Source organism: Bradyrhizobium uaiense (genome assembly GCF_010811875.1).
In the GTDB taxonomy this organism is placed as follows: Bacteria; Pseudomonadota; Alphaproteobacteria; order Rhizobiales; family Xanthobacteraceae; genus Bradyrhizobium; species Bradyrhizobium uaiense.
Genome location: NZ_VKHP01000086.1, coordinates 18,266 through 33,017 on the forward strand (window position 1 = coordinate 18,266; position 14,752 = coordinate 33,017).

Annotated in this window: 15 protein-coding genes; all 15 read right to left on the reverse strand. The window is 62.5% G+C overall.

All coding sequences use genetic code 11. The features are described from left to right. Window positions 1-5: 5 nt before the first annotated feature. Window positions 6-1,013: a chymotrypsin family serine protease gene (locus tag FNJ47_RS20975; protein ID WP_163156425.1), complete on the reverse strand. Its 1,008-nt coding sequence runs from the start codon at window positions 1,011-1,013 to the stop codon at window positions 6-8. 67 nt (window positions 1,014-1,080) lie between these two features. Continuing rightward, entirely contained in the window at window positions 1,081-1,839 is a 759-nt protein-coding gene (locus FNJ47_RS20980) for a GNAT family N-acetyltransferase (protein ID WP_163156427.1), read from the reverse strand. Window positions 1,840-1,954: 115 nt separating this feature from the next. Further along, on the reverse strand, window positions 1,955-2,554 hold the full coding sequence (locus FNJ47_RS54745) for a GNAT family N-acetyltransferase (RefSeq protein WP_163156429.1): 600 nt from the start codon (window positions 2,552-2,554) through the stop codon (window positions 1,955-1,957). 23 nt (window positions 2,555-2,577) lie between these two features. Next, the gene (locus FNJ47_RS20990) at window positions 2,578-3,504 is read right to left on the reverse strand and encodes an alkaline phosphatase family protein (RefSeq protein WP_206685335.1); all 927 of its coding nucleotides are present in this window, start codon (window positions 3,502-3,504) and stop codon (window positions 2,578-2,580) included. Then, window positions 3,498-4,520, reverse strand: coding sequence for a BtrH N-terminal domain-containing protein (locus tag FNJ47_RS20995; RefSeq protein ID WP_163156431.1), 1,023 nt, complete (start codon window positions 4,518-4,520; stop codon window positions 3,498-3,500). Before FNJ47_RS20995 ends, FNJ47_RS20990 begins: the two co-directional genes overlap by 7 nt. Continuing rightward, the gene (locus FNJ47_RS21000) at window positions 4,513-5,085 is read right to left on the reverse strand and encodes a hypothetical protein (RefSeq protein ID WP_163156433.1); all 573 of its coding nucleotides are present in this window, start codon (window positions 5,083-5,085) and stop codon (window positions 4,513-4,515) included. The genes FNJ47_RS20995 and FNJ47_RS21000 overlap by 8 nt, the downstream gene beginning before the upstream one ends. Then, a complete protein-coding gene (locus tag FNJ47_RS21005; protein ID WP_163156435.1) occupies window positions 5,082-6,047 on the reverse strand; it encodes a hypothetical protein in 966 nt (321 codons plus the stop codon). Before FNJ47_RS21005 ends, FNJ47_RS21000 begins: the two co-directional genes overlap by 4 nt. After that, window positions 6,044-7,216 (reverse strand): metallopeptidase TldD-related protein, encoded by a 1,173-nt coding sequence (locus tag FNJ47_RS21010; RefSeq protein WP_163156437.1) that lies wholly within the window; start codon window positions 7,214-7,216, stop codon window positions 6,044-6,046. The genes FNJ47_RS21005 and FNJ47_RS21010 overlap by 4 nt, the downstream gene beginning before the upstream one ends. A 19-nt stretch (window positions 7,217-7,235) precedes the next feature. After that, window positions 7,236-8,054: a DUF3050 domain-containing protein gene (locus FNJ47_RS21015; RefSeq protein ID WP_347341695.1), complete on the reverse strand. Its 819-nt coding sequence runs from the start codon at window positions 8,052-8,054 to the stop codon at window positions 7,236-7,238. Then, window positions 8,051-9,226 (reverse strand): diaminopimelate decarboxylase family protein, encoded by a 1,176-nt coding sequence (locus FNJ47_RS21020; protein ID WP_163156441.1) that lies wholly within the window; start codon window positions 9,224-9,226, stop codon window positions 8,051-8,053. The genes FNJ47_RS21015 and FNJ47_RS21020 overlap by 4 nt, the downstream gene beginning before the upstream one ends. Then, a complete protein-coding gene (locus FNJ47_RS21025) occupies window positions 9,223-11,238 on the reverse strand; it encodes a B12-binding domain-containing radical SAM protein (RefSeq protein WP_163156443.1) in 2,016 nt (671 codons plus the stop codon). The genes FNJ47_RS21020 and FNJ47_RS21025 overlap by 4 nt, the downstream gene beginning before the upstream one ends. A gap of 14 nt (window positions 11,239-11,252) precedes the next feature. After that, window positions 11,253-12,587, reverse strand: a complete 1,335-nt coding sequence (locus FNJ47_RS21030) for a radical SAM/SPASM domain-containing protein (RefSeq protein ID WP_163156445.1) — start codon at window positions 12,585-12,587, stop codon at window positions 11,253-11,255. Next, the gene (locus FNJ47_RS21035) at window positions 12,587-13,522 is read right to left on the reverse strand and encodes a transketolase family protein (RefSeq protein WP_163156447.1); all 936 of its coding nucleotides are present in this window, start codon (window positions 13,520-13,522) and stop codon (window positions 12,587-12,589) included. Before FNJ47_RS21035 ends, FNJ47_RS21030 begins: the two co-directional genes overlap by 1 nt. Beyond that, a complete protein-coding gene (locus FNJ47_RS21040; RefSeq protein ID WP_163156450.1) occupies window positions 13,509-14,378 on the reverse strand; it encodes a transketolase in 870 nt (289 codons plus the stop codon). The genes FNJ47_RS21035 and FNJ47_RS21040 overlap by 14 nt, the downstream gene beginning before the upstream one ends. Beyond that, window positions 14,378-14,752, reverse strand: a 375-nt coding sequence (locus FNJ47_RS21045; RefSeq protein WP_206685336.1) for a hypothetical protein, incomplete at its 5' end; no start/stop codon positions are given. The genes FNJ47_RS21045 and FNJ47_RS21040, both read right to left, overlap by 1 nt.

Genomic DNA, 14,752 nt, shown 5'->3' on the forward strand with positions numbered 1-14,752 from the left:
TGAGCCTACTGTGTTCGTAACTCAATCGCGAGCGCGTCCAATACAAATTGAATCGGGCTAAATACGCTGACCGAGTCGCTGCCTACGAAATGAAGTCCAACCGCCTTTCCATTCATGTCACACACGAGCGAACCGGAGTCGCCACCGTCGGTATAGCGGCTGCACCTCACCTGATCGCGGAATCCGAGCGGCGTCCGCTCGCCGTTGGCGGCTGGGTTCGGATAGGGTATTTTGAATCGGAAATTGATGTCGAGAATCGTCCCGATCGTGTGATCGGTCGTGCGCCCAGTCTTCTGAACCTGCATACCCCGCTGGAGCGAAGCGTTGATCCCAGTCACCATACCGATTTGGGCGATAGCGGGCGAGATCGCAATCCCCTGCTGAACTTTGGCAACCGCGGCATCACAGGTATTGGGAAAGCCGGACCCGAAGTCGAATGGCGAGAACTTCACGAGGGTCGCGACTGCGTCCGCGCCGCCTCCGCCGTCATCACGACCTGGCTGGATGATGGCATCGCCGACCGGCGCAAGGCCGTAGCGCGCCAGGATATGGCTGTTGCTAAGGATCAAATCATCGCCTCCGCCACGAGGCGTAGCTATGCAGCCGAGAGTTCCGGTATTCTCCTCAATGTTGCCGATGCTGTAGCCTGGAATGAGTGGGCGCTCCTTCAGCGCCAACAACTCCTCTTTGAGAATGCCGATAGCCTCTACGTCAGTGGGCAGTCCTTTAGCAATGTCCGGAATATTGACTTCTGGTGGGACGCGCTCCGCATCTTCAATACGGTATAATGGCAGCTTCTCGGTGACATAGATCTTCAAGGCGAGCGTGCCGCTCTTTTTTCCCTTGGTTACCTTTTCTCCAATTCCAAAGCCAACAACGCGCGATGCGCTCGTCCACGCTCGGGCGGTCCGGACGATGTGTGTAGCGTCGGGCGAGAGCCCCTCAGGCAGCAGCACGTCGTCTACGCTCAGCAATTCAAGCGCATCGCGGAACGGCTTTTCGTCTATCACCATCACGGACTCCTATCGAGTCAGCCTCTCGGCAGGGGTTGTTGATAAAGGGGGGCGGTCTCTCGTCGTGCTATCCGGACAAAGGTACGCGTGGCACATGGATCGGGGTGCGGAAGGCTTCGTGATACCCGAGATCGCGGTAAACCGTCTCGGCAATGCTCCCAGCCATAACCTGAAGCGTCGCCGTTGAGATCTCTCGCCCGATGGCATCGGCCTCCGACACTCTGACCAGGGTGGTGCACACGCCGAGCCTCCGATGTTCGGGCAGTGTCGCAATAGCATAGAGCCCTATGAGCGAGTCGCTGTAGATGCTGATGAGGGTTCCGACAGGATCCGAGCCGTCATACGCGAGCAAAAACCGTTGCAGCGGGTTGCTCTGATTCTCTTGCGCCTTGCGGCTCATAAATGCGTGCCACCAGGCAAACTCGGGATGCACCGGTCCGAGAAAGCCGCGTGCCTGCACGTCGGCGAACACCGCTATGTCATCAGCCGTCTGCACCCGCCGAACACTGAAATGCGAAGGGGTCAGCTTCTGCGGCCGCGGCGCCTGGAGATTGCGTACCATGAAGATCATCTCGGCGCTTGGCGTCAGTTCAAGGCTTGGTATCAAGGATGCCCAAGCGTCGTTCCACGGCACTGTTCGCACTGACCGGCCGCCGATCATAGTCGGAGTCAGCGGTCGGCCCGTCGCAAACACCGTGGAAAAGCCCGGTGCCTCGCTGGTGACAACGGCATTGCCTTCGACCATCTCCACCGTTCCACGATGCGAGGCCAGGAAGGCCAAGTGGTTGTCTAAGAGGACGCGGAACTCGTCAGGCGCAGGAGCCATCTTGTCGTTTCCTTAGTCGGTTTAGTCACGCTGGAGCGTGTCGCGGCACGGGCACCGGGGTCTTTGCAGCGCTCTCCGACACAGGTTGGCCTGACCCTCGGCAACCAACCGTGCATCAAGTCGTGTCACGTTGCGGATCGCTGATGCAAAGCCGGCGGGAGCTCCCCTTGCAGGCGATTGAGCGAAATCCCGCCGCCGCAAACATCGCGGGTACGCCGGTCCACACGAACGGCCCTGGCATTTTCTGTCCTCGGTTGACGTTGGCCGGATAGCCTTCAACACAGACCGCGCCGCGAACGAACGCGAAATCGCGAGCCGCCTCGAGCAGCTGCGTTCCAAGTCCAAAGCCGCGCCATTTCGGCTGAATGTAAAAGCATACGATTGACCAGGTTCCCGGCGGCCGCTCGCGTTGCAGGGCGCGAACGCGCCGCAGCCGCGGAAACTCCTCACAAGGTCCGACGCACACCCATCCGATCGGTACGCGTCGTGCGAACGCAAGCAGGCCGCTGGCTCGGCCGGTCGAGACAAGGGAACGAAAGCGCCGCCGAGCTTGCTGCCCGCGCAACGCATCCCAGCTTTGTCCACCCTTCTCGACCCGCCAATACATGCACCAGCAGCCCCCGCACGCTCCGCGCGGACCGAACAGCCTCTCAATCGACGCCCAATCCTTCGGCTTTAGAGGTCGTATGGTAATTTCGGGCGCTGTTGTCGACATCTGAGGCGCCTCAGAACCGAGATTCAAAGATAGCCAAGCCGCTTGAGGCGGCCCAGCACTGTTGCTTCGAGTTCATTTTCGCAGCTGGTTCGGCTGCCAGACCGTGGGCTCGGTCCCTCGACAAAGAATACCTCAAAAACCTTTTCGTGTATCACCGGTCCGTGACCAAAATAGCCCCCCTCACCGAATAGTTCGCCGTGATCGGAGGTGACCATAAACCAGGTGTCCGGCGGCGCGACGTTGATAAGCTCGCCGATCGCGCCGTCGAGATGCTCGATACAGCGAACCTGTTTTTGCCAGAGCGGCCGGAGCCGCTCGACGTCGAAGCTTGCTGTCGCGCCATCACCGGCCGATGCCTGCGCGCCTTTCAGGAAGTCATCCAAACCGCGCCAGACGCCGTGCACTCCCGGAATGTGCGGCAAGTCGCCGCCGTCTTCGCCAGGCAAGGCATAGGGATAGTGTGTCTCCCCGGTATTGATGAAGATGAATCGAGGGGTGCCGTCGAAACTTAACCGGCCGATGATGGCGCGAAGGTCGTTGTGAACCGGCATGAGCTCGAAGACATCGAAATGGTGCGCGATGAGGGTCCTGGGGTTAAGCACCGGCATCGACACATAGGCTTCGGTTCGATAGCCCAGCTTTTTGAGGAACGAGGGCAACGAAAGGGTTGGCGCGAAATCCGCAAATGTGAGCGCCATGTCTCGAGGGCCACCAATACGTGTCTGCCACAGGGAGAGATCGCGGCGATGCGCTTCCGACGACAGCACGCCGGGCTCGTTGGAATGCGGCGGCAAGCCCATTAAGAAGGCATGATGGCTGGGCGCAGTCCAACTCGCATAGCTGTAGCGTCGCTGGGATGCGCCTATGCGGTCGATGGCTGGCGTGCGCGCGGCTTCGAACGAGTCGTAGCGAGCGCTGTCGAAGACCACCCAGACAATGTGGTTCAGCATGACGCCTCCTTCGTGCCCGATCCGAACCCGTGCTCGAGCGGGCAGAATTCGCAGATAAAGTTGATAAAACGTTGCTCGCGGCGGTGCGCCTCGCGCAGCGCGCGGTCAACAATCGGCGCATATTCCGGCCGATCGAAGCCGATCGACTTGATCAGTACGTCGCGAGCAAATCCGAGGGCCCCAAGGTGCAGTGCCCAGTACTCCGTTTCCGCCGCGAACAGCGAATCGCCCATCAGCTGCGCGGTTCGACGCAGCAGGGCGAGCACATGAGCCCGCATCCCGATCTCGGCACGAAGATGCAGGGCGGCGGCACGACGAACTCGTTTTTCGCGAGAAGAGCTTGCCCTCGCCCCCGTTACCGCGGCGCGGAATTGCTCGAGTCCATCGGCGCTTGACGTTCTGGCTGCCTCATGCGCCAGTGCCGCAACGGCCGCCGATGCTCCGTCGAGCGCGTAGCTCGGCGCAACCGCTGAGAGCGCCAAGGTCCACCAACGGCGCTTCAGCGCGATGCCGGCATAGAGCGGCTCGAGGATATGATCCTCCGGCACGTCGGATTGTCGCGCGCGATCCAGGGCAGCGATCGGAAGCGGTCCGGCATAAGCCGGCAGCCATGGATCGATCACATCGACTGTGCCTGCCGTCCGGTCAATTCGCGAGGCCACGACGGTTCGGGCGCTGTGTACCTTGCGATAGGCCGGACGGTACGGCAGCTCGTGGCTGTCGACAGCGAGCACGACTGGCTGTCCCAGCTCCAGGCGCTGGTAGGCGAGATCAGTCGGATCGGACTCGGAGGCCACGAGCTCTACTCCCGCGAATGCGGCGACCCGTTCCGCCACCAATGGCCAGCCGGACGGTAGGTCGAATTCGGCAATTGCCGCCCGCTCCGGGTCAAAGCGATTGAACGACCAGACGCTCGCCAGCATGAACGCGCTCGGAACCCCAAGAAGATCGTCGAGAATTGTCTGCAGATTTGCCAGCGCGCTCGGCACCAAGATCGGCACAACCCGGTCAAGCATGGAGGCCTCCCTCCCGCAAAAAGGTCAACCCCATCACATGGGCGAGCGGATTGGGTTCGATCGTGACAGCGACGAGCCAAGCCAGCGTCGGCAAGCGCGCCATCACGCTGAACATCGCGGGACGAAGATGATCGAGCTCGTAGTCACCCACATAGTGCAGATGGCTGGCCGACCAGGCCGCGGCGCTGGCGGGCGCCTCTCGCGGCAACAGCCAGTTCGGCAGAGTCACCTGGATTCTGACGACCACGCCGAAGCAATCTGTCAAGGCTAACGTCAAGTCCTGTGATCCTAGTTCGCCGAACCCTAGGACGCCGAGGGCCTGTCCGCCGGCAACGGTGCCGACCTCGATCCGTTGCCCAAGGGCTTCGACATGGTCTGGCGCGCCTGGCAACTTCGCCGCCAGCCGGTAGCTAACGCCGCCAACGATCATGGTGCGGCCGAACGGGACTTCCTCGGCTGGGAAACTATTACCCCATATGTTTACGCAGCCCAGGCTGCGGCCGCCGTCGAACGTCGCCGCGTGGGCATTGCAATGAGGCGCGAGATCAATTGCATGCATCATCATGACCGCACCTCATCGAGTGTCGTGGCCGACGGCAATGCTTTGACGAGGAGCGACGGAGCGAGCCCGAAGATTTCGCCCTCAATTGGATCGCAAATACATGCGGCGCGCGGTGGCGACACCGCCCAGTCAGCCGCCTCGAGCAATTCCGACACGTGCAAATTGATCGCGAACGGTCGGCGCCCCCAGCAACGCCCGTCCGGCGACTGCAGATGCCAGGTGCCGATCCAGTTCGACGACGCGATGGTGGGTTCCCCTTCAGCGACCAGTGCGTCGATCACCACGGCTACGCTCGGGTGCTCAGCCACGGTCGAATGCGAGACCGAAAGGTTGCGGCGGTTGATATTGTACAACGCATTGAGCGGCCGCTGCCAGCGCTCGCTGCGCTGCAGTAGCAGGAAGGTAGCGTCGTCGATCACTCCGGAGTTGCCGGTCCCAACCGGTCGCGGCGCACCGTTCGCCCGGTGCTGTGGCGGATACGGCGAATGTGGCGTATCGACGATGCTCAGCCGCTCCAGAACCCCCGCGGGTGGCCAACGGGACGCCAGTACGCCATCGATGGCAAAGTCGACCAGGGCAAGAACCGCCGACGGCCCGAGTACAACGGCGGCGCCCTGCGGACGCAGTGACCATTCCAGCTCGTAAGCGGCAAGCGGATAGTCAAAGCTCTCTCCATCGATCTCCAGAATTGCACCGTTGAGATGAACGACAGTATAGGTGCGGGACCATTGGCCCTCGCACACCGCTCCGCATTCAGCCATGAGGCCAGGGATCCGGTCGATCGGCACTCGGTCGCACCACCTCGCCCATGCAGCAAGCGCTCCGCCGTCGCATTCCTGCGGATCGATCGTGCACGCGCACACATCCGCCACGGTTCCGTCGACGACCACGTGATGAGCGAAATGGCTGATCCTGCAGCCGTCGCGCGTGCGGGCAAAGGCGATGCTGCGGTCGATGCCGTTCATCCGACGATCCTTAACCGCGACAACTGCAGAGCAGGAGCCACTGTGCCCACATCGTAGAGAATTTGCCCGTGCTTGCCGCACAGGGCGTTCGGGTTGAGTTCGCTCTCACGGCTGCGCGCCATACAGCCGGTCAGCACATCAACGCGCTCTTCCACTCGTCCTCCGGTAAAGAAGCGGCCGGTGGCCCGTCCCGTGGCGACGATCTCACCGAGCACGATGCGTGCCTCGACATGGAGGCCGCGCGAAAATCCATGCGACAGATGATGAATGATCACACCATCACCGACGCTATCGACGAGCTCGCCAAACGAGCTCGTACCCGGCAGAACGATCAGATTGGACATGCGGGGAATCGGAGGCAACGTAATCTGCGACGAGCGCGCATTAGCGGTCGGAATGTCGCCCGCCGCCAGCGCCGATGCCCGCCCGTGCAGCTGGCGCACCAGCACACCGTCCTTCAGGATGCGGGTTGCTCCCATCGCCATGATGCCGTCGTCATCCACCTCATAGCACGCGGCAGCCTTGCAGGTCGGATCGTCGAGCACGTCGATATCGTCGGCTGCAAGCCGGCAACCGAGCCGATGGCGAAGATCGACTCCGGAGTCCGCCGAGGCTTCCGCGAAATGCCCGATCGCCTCATGCGCGATCAAAGCGGCCGGCTGGGCGGCCAGAACGGCAGGACCATCCCCGGGCGCGGTGGCGTTCGCCTCACCGGCGTTGCGCGCGACCCGCACGAGATGCTGCCGTGCCGCCCCGCCTTGGAGACGAGCCAATCCATCGCCGGTCCCACTCCACCCGACCGGCATGAATCGGCCGTTGGCTAGCTGTAAGCGCCCAGTGAGAGCGAATACGTTGATAGGGCGGCACCGCCAGCCGGCGAATGGTTCGAGGATCCAACGCTGTGCGATAACGCGGCTGTAGCGCAGCGAGGCCGGCTGTCCGACAGCTGTCACAAACTCCTTGAGCCTGAGGAGTGCTAGTTCCGGCGGCGTCGCCGGCGGCGTATCCGCATCAGGAACGCCCCACTCCACCGGAGGGGGACCGCTGCGCCTCTCGGCCCCTTCGCAATGGGCGGCGAACCGGGTCTCCTGCACGACCGGTGGTCCGCCTGGCCAGGCCATGCCGACCGTGAGAAGGATGCCCTGCTCGCACGCCCTCGGCATCGCCATCGCGCGCTCCCGCCTAAAATCACGCCGCAACGAGGCTCGGTATGCCAAGCCTTCGGAGCGAAACCTCGCTTGACACCGTGCTCCACAAGGTGAGGCGCGCAGCGAGCGCGGCCAACGCCGCATCGGCAGCCTCCTCCCAGCGTCGCTCGTCGTCTCCGCACAATTCGGCGAGCATCGCCACGGCCATTGGTCCATGGTTGTCTTCGTCGAGCCCTATATGACGATCGAGATATGTCTGGAAAGGACTGAGCGAACCGGACGGCTGGCGCGCCAGCGAAGCGACCAACGTGCGAAACATGCCGGGGATCGCCTCCTCGCGCCCGAATGTAAACGCCGCTGCGATCTGGTGAAGATTGTCTGAGGCGATGATCTCGAAGGTCTTGCCGACGAAGGCGCGCGCGCCAACCGGCGCCGAACAGCCAGCGAGCGCGACGGCCACACTCGCTCCCTCGCGCAGAGCCGCCACGAACGCGTCGATCGGTCGGGTATTCGCGCCGGCTGCCACCATCGCTGAACGGTAAAGCTCGAAATGGCTGGCGGGTTCGCCGTCGATCAGGTCAGTTTCCTCTTCGAGCACGATCTCGTTGATCAGCCGCCGCATGCGAGCCTCCCCCACCGGCAGCCAGGGCACCTCGACACAGCTTAGGCGACGCTGCAGGCTTTTCAGCAGCGACATGAAATCCCATACCGCAAAAACATGGTGCTCCATGAACACGCGGATATCTTCGATGCATTTGAGACCAGCATAGACGTCATGATTTGCGAGCTGGTTGCGCGCCGGCTCGAGCCGCCGCAACAGACTGTACATTCCAAGTGCCGACATGTGCTTTCCTCTCATTCGGCGACGCTGAGCAGTTGGGATTGGCGGGCTGTTGCGTCGAGAGCGATTTCGACGGGCATCTCCTTGCCGAGAAAACGGGTTACCATTGAGCGGCAATATGCGCCCGCATGATGGAATGCGATCAGATCACCCACTTCCGGTTCTGGCAACGTGACGGAGCGAGCGAGAAAATCGCGCGAATACGTGGAATTCCCCGAGAGCCAGATCGGACGGTCAGCGAGCGCGCGGCTGCGCTCACAGGTCACGATCTCGCATGCATGGCGCGCCTTCTCGGGATAAACGAGCGGTCGCGGAAATTGCGCAACACTCGCCGCGGTACCGACGAAGATTCGATCGGGCCGCCGCTTGACATCGACGACGCGAACGAAAAACCAGCCGATCGGCGCGACCAACCAGCGTCCGGGCTCGATCACAAGCTTGACAGGCCGGCCAAGCCGGCTCTCGAGCCCGGAAAGCTCCGCGGCCACCAGACGGCCGTAGGTATCCAGGTCAAACTCGGGAGCGCCGACCTCCTCGGGTACGCCAAACCCGCCACCGCTGTCGACGTAGCTCAGATCAGGCAACGATACTGCAACGTTTACGAGCCTACGCAACCCCTCCGCCAGCGTCGCCGGTGACATGATGTCGGTACCAAAATAGGAATGCACGCCGCATATCCGCAGCCTCCGAACCCGTTCCACGGCGCAGGTAAGTTCCTCGGGCAGTAGGCCGAAACGATATGAGGGTTCGTCGGCGATGTCCGGAGCATCGATGGCGCTGCCAACGTTGACACGGACGCCGATCGCAGTGTCACGGGACGCCATGGCGTCAAAGGTCTCGACTTGCGCCAGCGAGTCCAGCACGAGGTGGACGCCGCAGCTATGACAATGCCGCATTTCGTCCGGCGTCATGTTGCTGGACGCGAAAATGATGCGATCAGGCGAAAAACCGGCCGACAATGCGAGCGACAGATGGCGGGCCGAGTTCACGAACGCGCCGTGTCCGGCCGCCGCTATTTCGCTGAGAACCTGCGGATTGTCGTTTGCCATTGTGGCGAAGTGGACTTGCTTGCGGCGTATCGGCAGCGCATCCAATCGGGCGAGGCGCTGACGCAACACGGCCAGATCGTAGACATAGACGGGACCCTCTTCGCATAGCGCGTGGGCGATGACATGCGACGGCACGGTCATGACGGTTGCACCTCCTTCAGTAGCCTGCGTACGAGCAGCGCGTGGACCGTTTCGAGACCTCGCTCGATCGGCTCACGACCATGCCCGGTGAAATCGATCAGGGCGGCCTGGGCGAGTTCGCGCACCTTTCGCGGCCGCTGCACATATTCGAGGATGCGGCGTGCGGCTTCGCTGATCACCATCGTGTCGAGCCCACCGCCCGTCCCCCGTGCGAAAAGGACCCACTGCGGCAACGTGATGTCGTTGACCGGGAGCGACTGCCCCGCGATCACCGCACCGATGTCGACTGCGAACGCCGCAAGGAGATAGGGCCGAGCGCGCTCAAGCGTCGTCTCGCTGCTCAATTCCGGCAGCCGCCCCGCATCCTCCATCGTGCCCATGGGGAGCGCCGCGGCAGCGAGCTTCACAGCCTCATAGCGCAGGAACTCTGCGAGTCGGCCATCCGCGATGCCGAGCTCCGCTAGTTCGCGAGCCAGGAAGTCGATCAGGTCGCCCGCATCGCCGTGATGGCGGGCTCGCCACGGTCGGTCCGCATTCCGCGCAGCAATCCAGTGCGTCCAGCGCGTCAACATGGTCATCGGCGCATCATAGTGCGGCAGCAGCATTGGCCAGAGCCGCTTGAGCAGCACCAGGTGCGGAGAAATCTCCTCGGCCGCAGCGATGAGCTCCGACGAAATGTCCGGCGTCGCATATCGAAACTGCCCGACGAAAATGTCGGGATTTTCGTTGATTGTCCGGTCCGCCTCCGCCGCCGGCTTGGTCGCAAGTGGAAGGTCGAGGCACTCGGACCGCCGCTCGACCGAGTCTTTGGCACGGGCGAACATCGGTGCCCCCGGAAACGGGCAAAGTGTGAAGATATGTGCTCGATATCTGCCGATTTCGAGGAAGTCGAAGAAGCGCGTAACTGTGTCCGAGGCCGACTCGGGTGTCTCATTGGGGTAACCGAGAATGAAGCCGGTGACCGGACGAATGCCGAGCGCGGCCGTCGTACGCACAATCTCGCGCGATCGGCGGAGGTCGAGATTCTTATCGATCGTTCCCTGCATCGCTTGGGAGCCGCTCTCGATGCCATAGTAGATCTCGACGCATCCGGCTTCGGCCATGTGGGCGAGCAGATCGGGGTCGATCACATCGGTGCGCGTCGAGCAGGACCACGTGAAGCCTAGTTCAGCCGCCTTCATCGCGTCGCAGAAGCGGTGCGTCCATTTCATGTCACAGGTGAAAATATCATGCGAGAAGTTCACGTGATGACGGCCCCAGCGGTCGCGAAGGAGGCGGATCTCGTCGAGAATCCGCGGGATCGATTTCATCCGGTAACGCCGCTCCCAGAATGGCGCGGTTGCACAGAACGAGCACTTGAACGGACAGCCGCGACCGACATCGAGATAGAGTGCAGCGTCCGCCATCCTGGGATAGGCGGCGAAATCCGGGATCGGCAGGGTGTCAAGATCGTCGATCACCTTGCGATCAGCATTGTGCACGACCTCCGAGCGATCGCGCCAGGTCAGTCCCGCGATGCCGCTCGGCATCGTTCCGTGCTCAAGCGCGCACATGAGATCTGAAAAGGTCTCCTCGCCTTCCCCGCGCACGATGAAATCGAGCGCCTCGAAGCGCTGCAGAAGGTTGCCGGCGAGCGGCGAAGAGGCCGGTCCGCCGAGGCAAACGAACGAACGCGGTGAGCGTGCCTTGACGCGCTTTGCCACCGCAACGGTATGGTGCAGCGAGTCCGAGTCTGTCATCAAGCCGACGACGTCCGCCCCGTCGCCCAGGATGGTGTCCGCAAGATCGTCGTAGAAGTCCTTGCCGTTCACGATCCGTCCGGCGTTTATCAGCGTGTTGACCTCGACCACGTCGACCGATGCGGTCGGACAGGCGCGATTGCACGATGCTTTGAGGGAAAGCAGCCCGACCGGCACGAACGCCTGCATAACGTCGATCGGATCGCCCGGGCGGGCGTCGAAGCGGCGCGCGCCGTGGTCGAGATGAAGGCTGGTTGCGAGCGAAACGCGCATCGATGGATCCCGGATCATGCAGTGACAGAGGAATCGGACGCGTTCACGGGCGGCACACGCACCGGCACGGCGGGCTCGGCGTGGATGCTGGCCTTGAACAACTCTTCACGGCGCAAGATGCTGGCTTTCTGGAAGTTCGTGCTTCCGCACCCGTCGAGACGGCCATGGCGGACGCTGGAACTGCCGGGACACCGGCCCGTGCAGAAGTACTTTCGATCGGCGATCGCGCAGCCGGCGCAGGTTCGCTCGAAGCTGTCCCACGTGATGGCGCGGATGTCCCAGTGGCCTTCCCAGATCTCCCGGAACTGGGTCCATTTCGCGTTGCCTGCACATAGGACCTTGTTGCCCGAACAGGTGCTGCACGGATAAATGTCGCCATTCGAATTGACATAGGCGATGCCCCGGCCGCTCATGCAGCGACGTGTCGCGTACACCATCGTCAGCAGGAAATTGAAGACTTTACCGGCACACAGGCCGAGCTTGGGATCGCGCACGCGCTCCCATTCTTCCTCGGCCATCCAGAATCGGGCCGCAGCTTCGACGTCCTCATTGCGATTAAGCAGATGTCCGTTGAGCTTGCCGCGCCCCATCTCGACGAATGGTACGCTGCGAAGGCTGAGATCATTCTCAACCGCCCACTCTATGATGGCTTGTAGTTGATGCACGTTCTGGCTCGATGTCGTCGTCATGATGGAGGTGTTGAAGCCGGCCTCTTTCATCATAAGGAGCTTACCCTTGGTGAACTCGAAGTCGCTTAGGCCCTTGCGAGCGCCCTGACCGTGCAGGTGGTCAATGCTGACGCTGATAATCACATCATCCCGGGGGATCGCGGCCAGCATGCGCTTCGTGACTGGCATGCCGTTGGTGGCAATCCCGACCACAAAGCCAAGGTTGTGCGCATGACGGACAATATCGAGGAAATCCGGATGCATGGTCGGCTCGCCACCCGTGAGGATGACCGAGAAGACACCCATCTGCGCCCACTCGTCGAGCAGGCTCAGAATGCGAGCGGTGGTCATCTCGCCAGCCCGCGCCACTCCACCTTCGACGAAGCAGTGCGGACAGCGAAGATTGCAGGCGCGTGTGAGTTCCAACCAGACCATCAGCGGCGCAGAGAAATGGAAATCCGTTGGCACCTCGAGGCAAGGCAGACGGTAGCTGGCACAGCGTGCGTAGTCGGCGCCGGCGTGCAGCAAAGGCTCCGCTCCTGCGTCCAGCACCGCCACGTGACCGTCCGGGAAGGCAGCCAGCAAGCCAAATGCTTCTCGGCGCCACCGGACGAGCGCGCGCGTCTTGTCCGGAAGTTGTTGGCGATACGCAGCGGCAAGCGGAGTGAGATGTTGAATCACTAGTGACTCCACGAAGACAGCAGGCTTGAGAGGCGCACGGCGATCGACGTTGCGTCGAGTCCGCAACGGGCGAGGAGCCAGCGAGCGTCGCCGGCGGGGAGAATGTCGTCCGGCAACGTCAGCGCCGCGAACCGTAACCCTTCACGCGCAACCAGCGCCGCAATGCCGGCGGCACAACCGCCATGCGCGACGTGATTCTCGATGGCGACGATGCGTCCCGTACGGCGCGCGGAAGCGAGGATGGTGGCTTCGTCGAGCGGCTTGGCCCGCAGGACGTGGACGAGCTCCGGTACGATCCCCTCGTCGAGCAGAATCCGGCATGCGGTCACGACCTCGTCCAGGATGGCGCCAATGGCCACAACCGTGACGATCGGCGGCGCGGAATTGATGTGGATCACGCGCACGGCCTCGCGCGCTTGCAGCGAATCGCCGATGGTCTGCGGCATGCCGTGGCGGCGCAGCCGAAGATAGTTCGGCCCGGCACTCGCACGCGCCCGTTCGAGGGTTGTTTCCAGGTCGACTGCGTCCGCGGGCTCGAACACGGTCATGCCGGGCATCGCGCAAATAGCGGCCAGATCGTCGCCAGCAAAATGCGACGGACCATTGCGACCGTCGAATACGCCGCATGACCCGGCGACCAGCGTGACCGGCAATCCAGCCACCACGACCGAAATTGCGATCTGGTCATGCGCACGGCGCGCCAGGAAGTTGGAGAACGAGTGGACAAAAGGCCGCAGACCACGGCGGGCAAGTCCCGAAGCGAAGCCGACCGCGTTGGCCTCGGCGATTCCGAGATTGACGTATCGCTGCGGATAAGCGGCGCGGAATTGGCCAGTCTGCATGGATGAGCCAAGTCCAGCGTCAACGACGACTATCCGCTCGTCGCGACCGCCCAGCGCCGTTAATAAAGGACCATAGAGTTCACCAACGGACATCTGCAGACCTCTTGGCGACCAGTTGATCGACGATGGCGATCTCCACTTCGGTCAGCGGCGGCGGAAAATGGCTGTCCGTCGTATGCTCGAGGAATGGTACCCCGCGGCCCTTCACGGTGCGCGCCACGATCAGTTTCGGGCGGTCGGTGGAGGCCGCATTCACCGCCGCCAGCGTCCCCAGCAGAGCCGAACAGTCGTGTCCGTCGACGTCCGCGGTCTCCCAGCCAAGTGCTCGCCACGCCGCTGCCATGCCGGGAATGGGCATGATCTCGTCCATGGGGCCATCTTGCTGGAATCCATTGGCGTCGACCACCGCCACCAAATTGCCGAGCTGAAGTTGCGCCGCCGCAATCGCCGCCTCCCAGCACTGGCCCTCGTTCAGCTCTCCGTCTCCTAGAATGACGAAGCAAGAGTCGTCGCGACCGCACATGCGGCTGCCAAATGCAAGGCCGAGACCGATTGAGAGACCCTGTCCAAGCGAGCCGGTGGAGGCTTGGACAGCAGGAAGCGTGTGCTCGTTAGGATGCGGTTCGAGCTCACCGCCGTTGCGGCTGAACGACTCCAGAGCGTGTTGCGGCACCACTCCGACTTGGGTCAGCGCGCAATAGAAAGCGAGCGCGGCATGCCCCTTTGAGAGCACGATGCGATCGCCGTGCGGTGCACCCTCGGCCCAGTGGCCAGTGTCTATCCCGCTAGACATCAAAGCGACCAGAATCTCCACGATCGACAGCGAACTTCCAAGATGACCCTGGCCAGCGGCAGCATGGGTCCGCAGGATCAGCAGACGCAGCGCGTGGGCCCGATCAGCGAGTTGGCGGGCAAAGTCGGCTGCAACATTCGGGTATTGCGTGCGCATCAGAATATCCGGGGTGGTGCGAGCCAGGGTGGAATGGACGGCAGATCGGCCGCAAAGCGCTCGAACACGCGCAAATTCCGCTCTAGCTTTCGGAAAGCGGCTAAGTAGGCATCTACGACTTCGGGGTTGGCGAGCACAGCCTGTGCGGGATAGCCGACCACGAGCGAGCAGCGTATCGCCTCGAGCGCACCCGGATAGTCGTCGATATGGTAGCTAAGATCTCCGCGTCCGTGGCAGGACCAGGGACAGCCGCGTCCGTAGCCGAGCTTACGCTGAATGAGTTCATGGCCGGGCAGTGGCTGGTTTTGGAATTCGACTACGGGCAAGCCCTCTGCCCAGAACACTTGCTTGAGTGCCTCGTGCGCCTGATCCAC

Excerpts from the sequence above, each read along its gene's own strand:
- FNJ47_RS20975 (WP_163156425.1), bottom strand. The coding sequence starts at position 1,013 with ATGGTGATAGACGAAAAGCCGTTCCGCGATGCGCTTGAATTGCTGAGC.
- FNJ47_RS20980 (WP_163156427.1), bottom strand. The coding sequence starts at position 1,839 with ATGGCTCCTGCGCCTGACGAGTTCCGCGTCCTCTTAGACAACCACTTG.
- FNJ47_RS54745 (WP_163156429.1), bottom strand. The coding sequence starts at position 2,554 with ATGTCGACAACAGCGCCCGAAATTACCATACGACCTCTAAAGCCGAAG.
- FNJ47_RS20990 (WP_206685335.1), bottom strand. The coding sequence starts at position 3,504 with ATGCTGAACCACATTGTCTGGGTGGTCTTCGACAGCGCTCGCTACGAC.
- FNJ47_RS20995 (WP_163156431.1), bottom strand. The coding sequence starts at position 4,520 with ATGCTTGACCGGGTTGTGCCGATCTTGGTGCCGAGCGCGCTGGCAAAT.
- FNJ47_RS21000 (WP_163156433.1), bottom strand. The coding sequence starts at position 5,085 with ATGATGATGCATGCAATTGATCTCGCGCCTCATTGCAATGCCCACGCG.
- FNJ47_RS21005 (WP_163156435.1), bottom strand. The coding sequence starts at position 6,047 with ATGAACGGCATCGACCGCAGCATCGCCTTTGCCCGCACGCGCGACGGC.
- FNJ47_RS21010 (WP_163156437.1), bottom strand. The coding sequence starts at position 7,216 with ATGGCGATGCCGAGGGCGTGCGAGCAGGGCATCCTTCTCACGGTCGGC.
- FNJ47_RS21015 (WP_347341695.1), bottom strand. The coding sequence starts at position 8,054 with ATGAGAGGAAAGCACATGTCGGCACTTGGAATGTACAGTCTGTTGCGG.
- FNJ47_RS21020 (WP_163156441.1), bottom strand. The coding sequence starts at position 9,226 with ATGACCGTGCCGTCGCATGTCATCGCCCACGCGCTATGCGAAGAGGGT.
- FNJ47_RS21025 (WP_163156443.1), bottom strand. The coding sequence starts at position 11,238 with ATGCGCGTTTCGCTCGCAACCAGCCTTCATCTCGACCACGGCGCGCGC.
- FNJ47_RS21035 (WP_163156447.1), bottom strand. The coding sequence starts at position 13,522 with ATGTCCGTTGGTGAACTCTATGGTCCTTTATTAACGGCGCTGGGCGGT.
- FNJ47_RS21040 (WP_163156450.1), bottom strand. The coding sequence starts at position 14,378 with ATGCGCACGCAATACCCGAATGTTGCAGCCGACTTTGCCCGCCAACTC.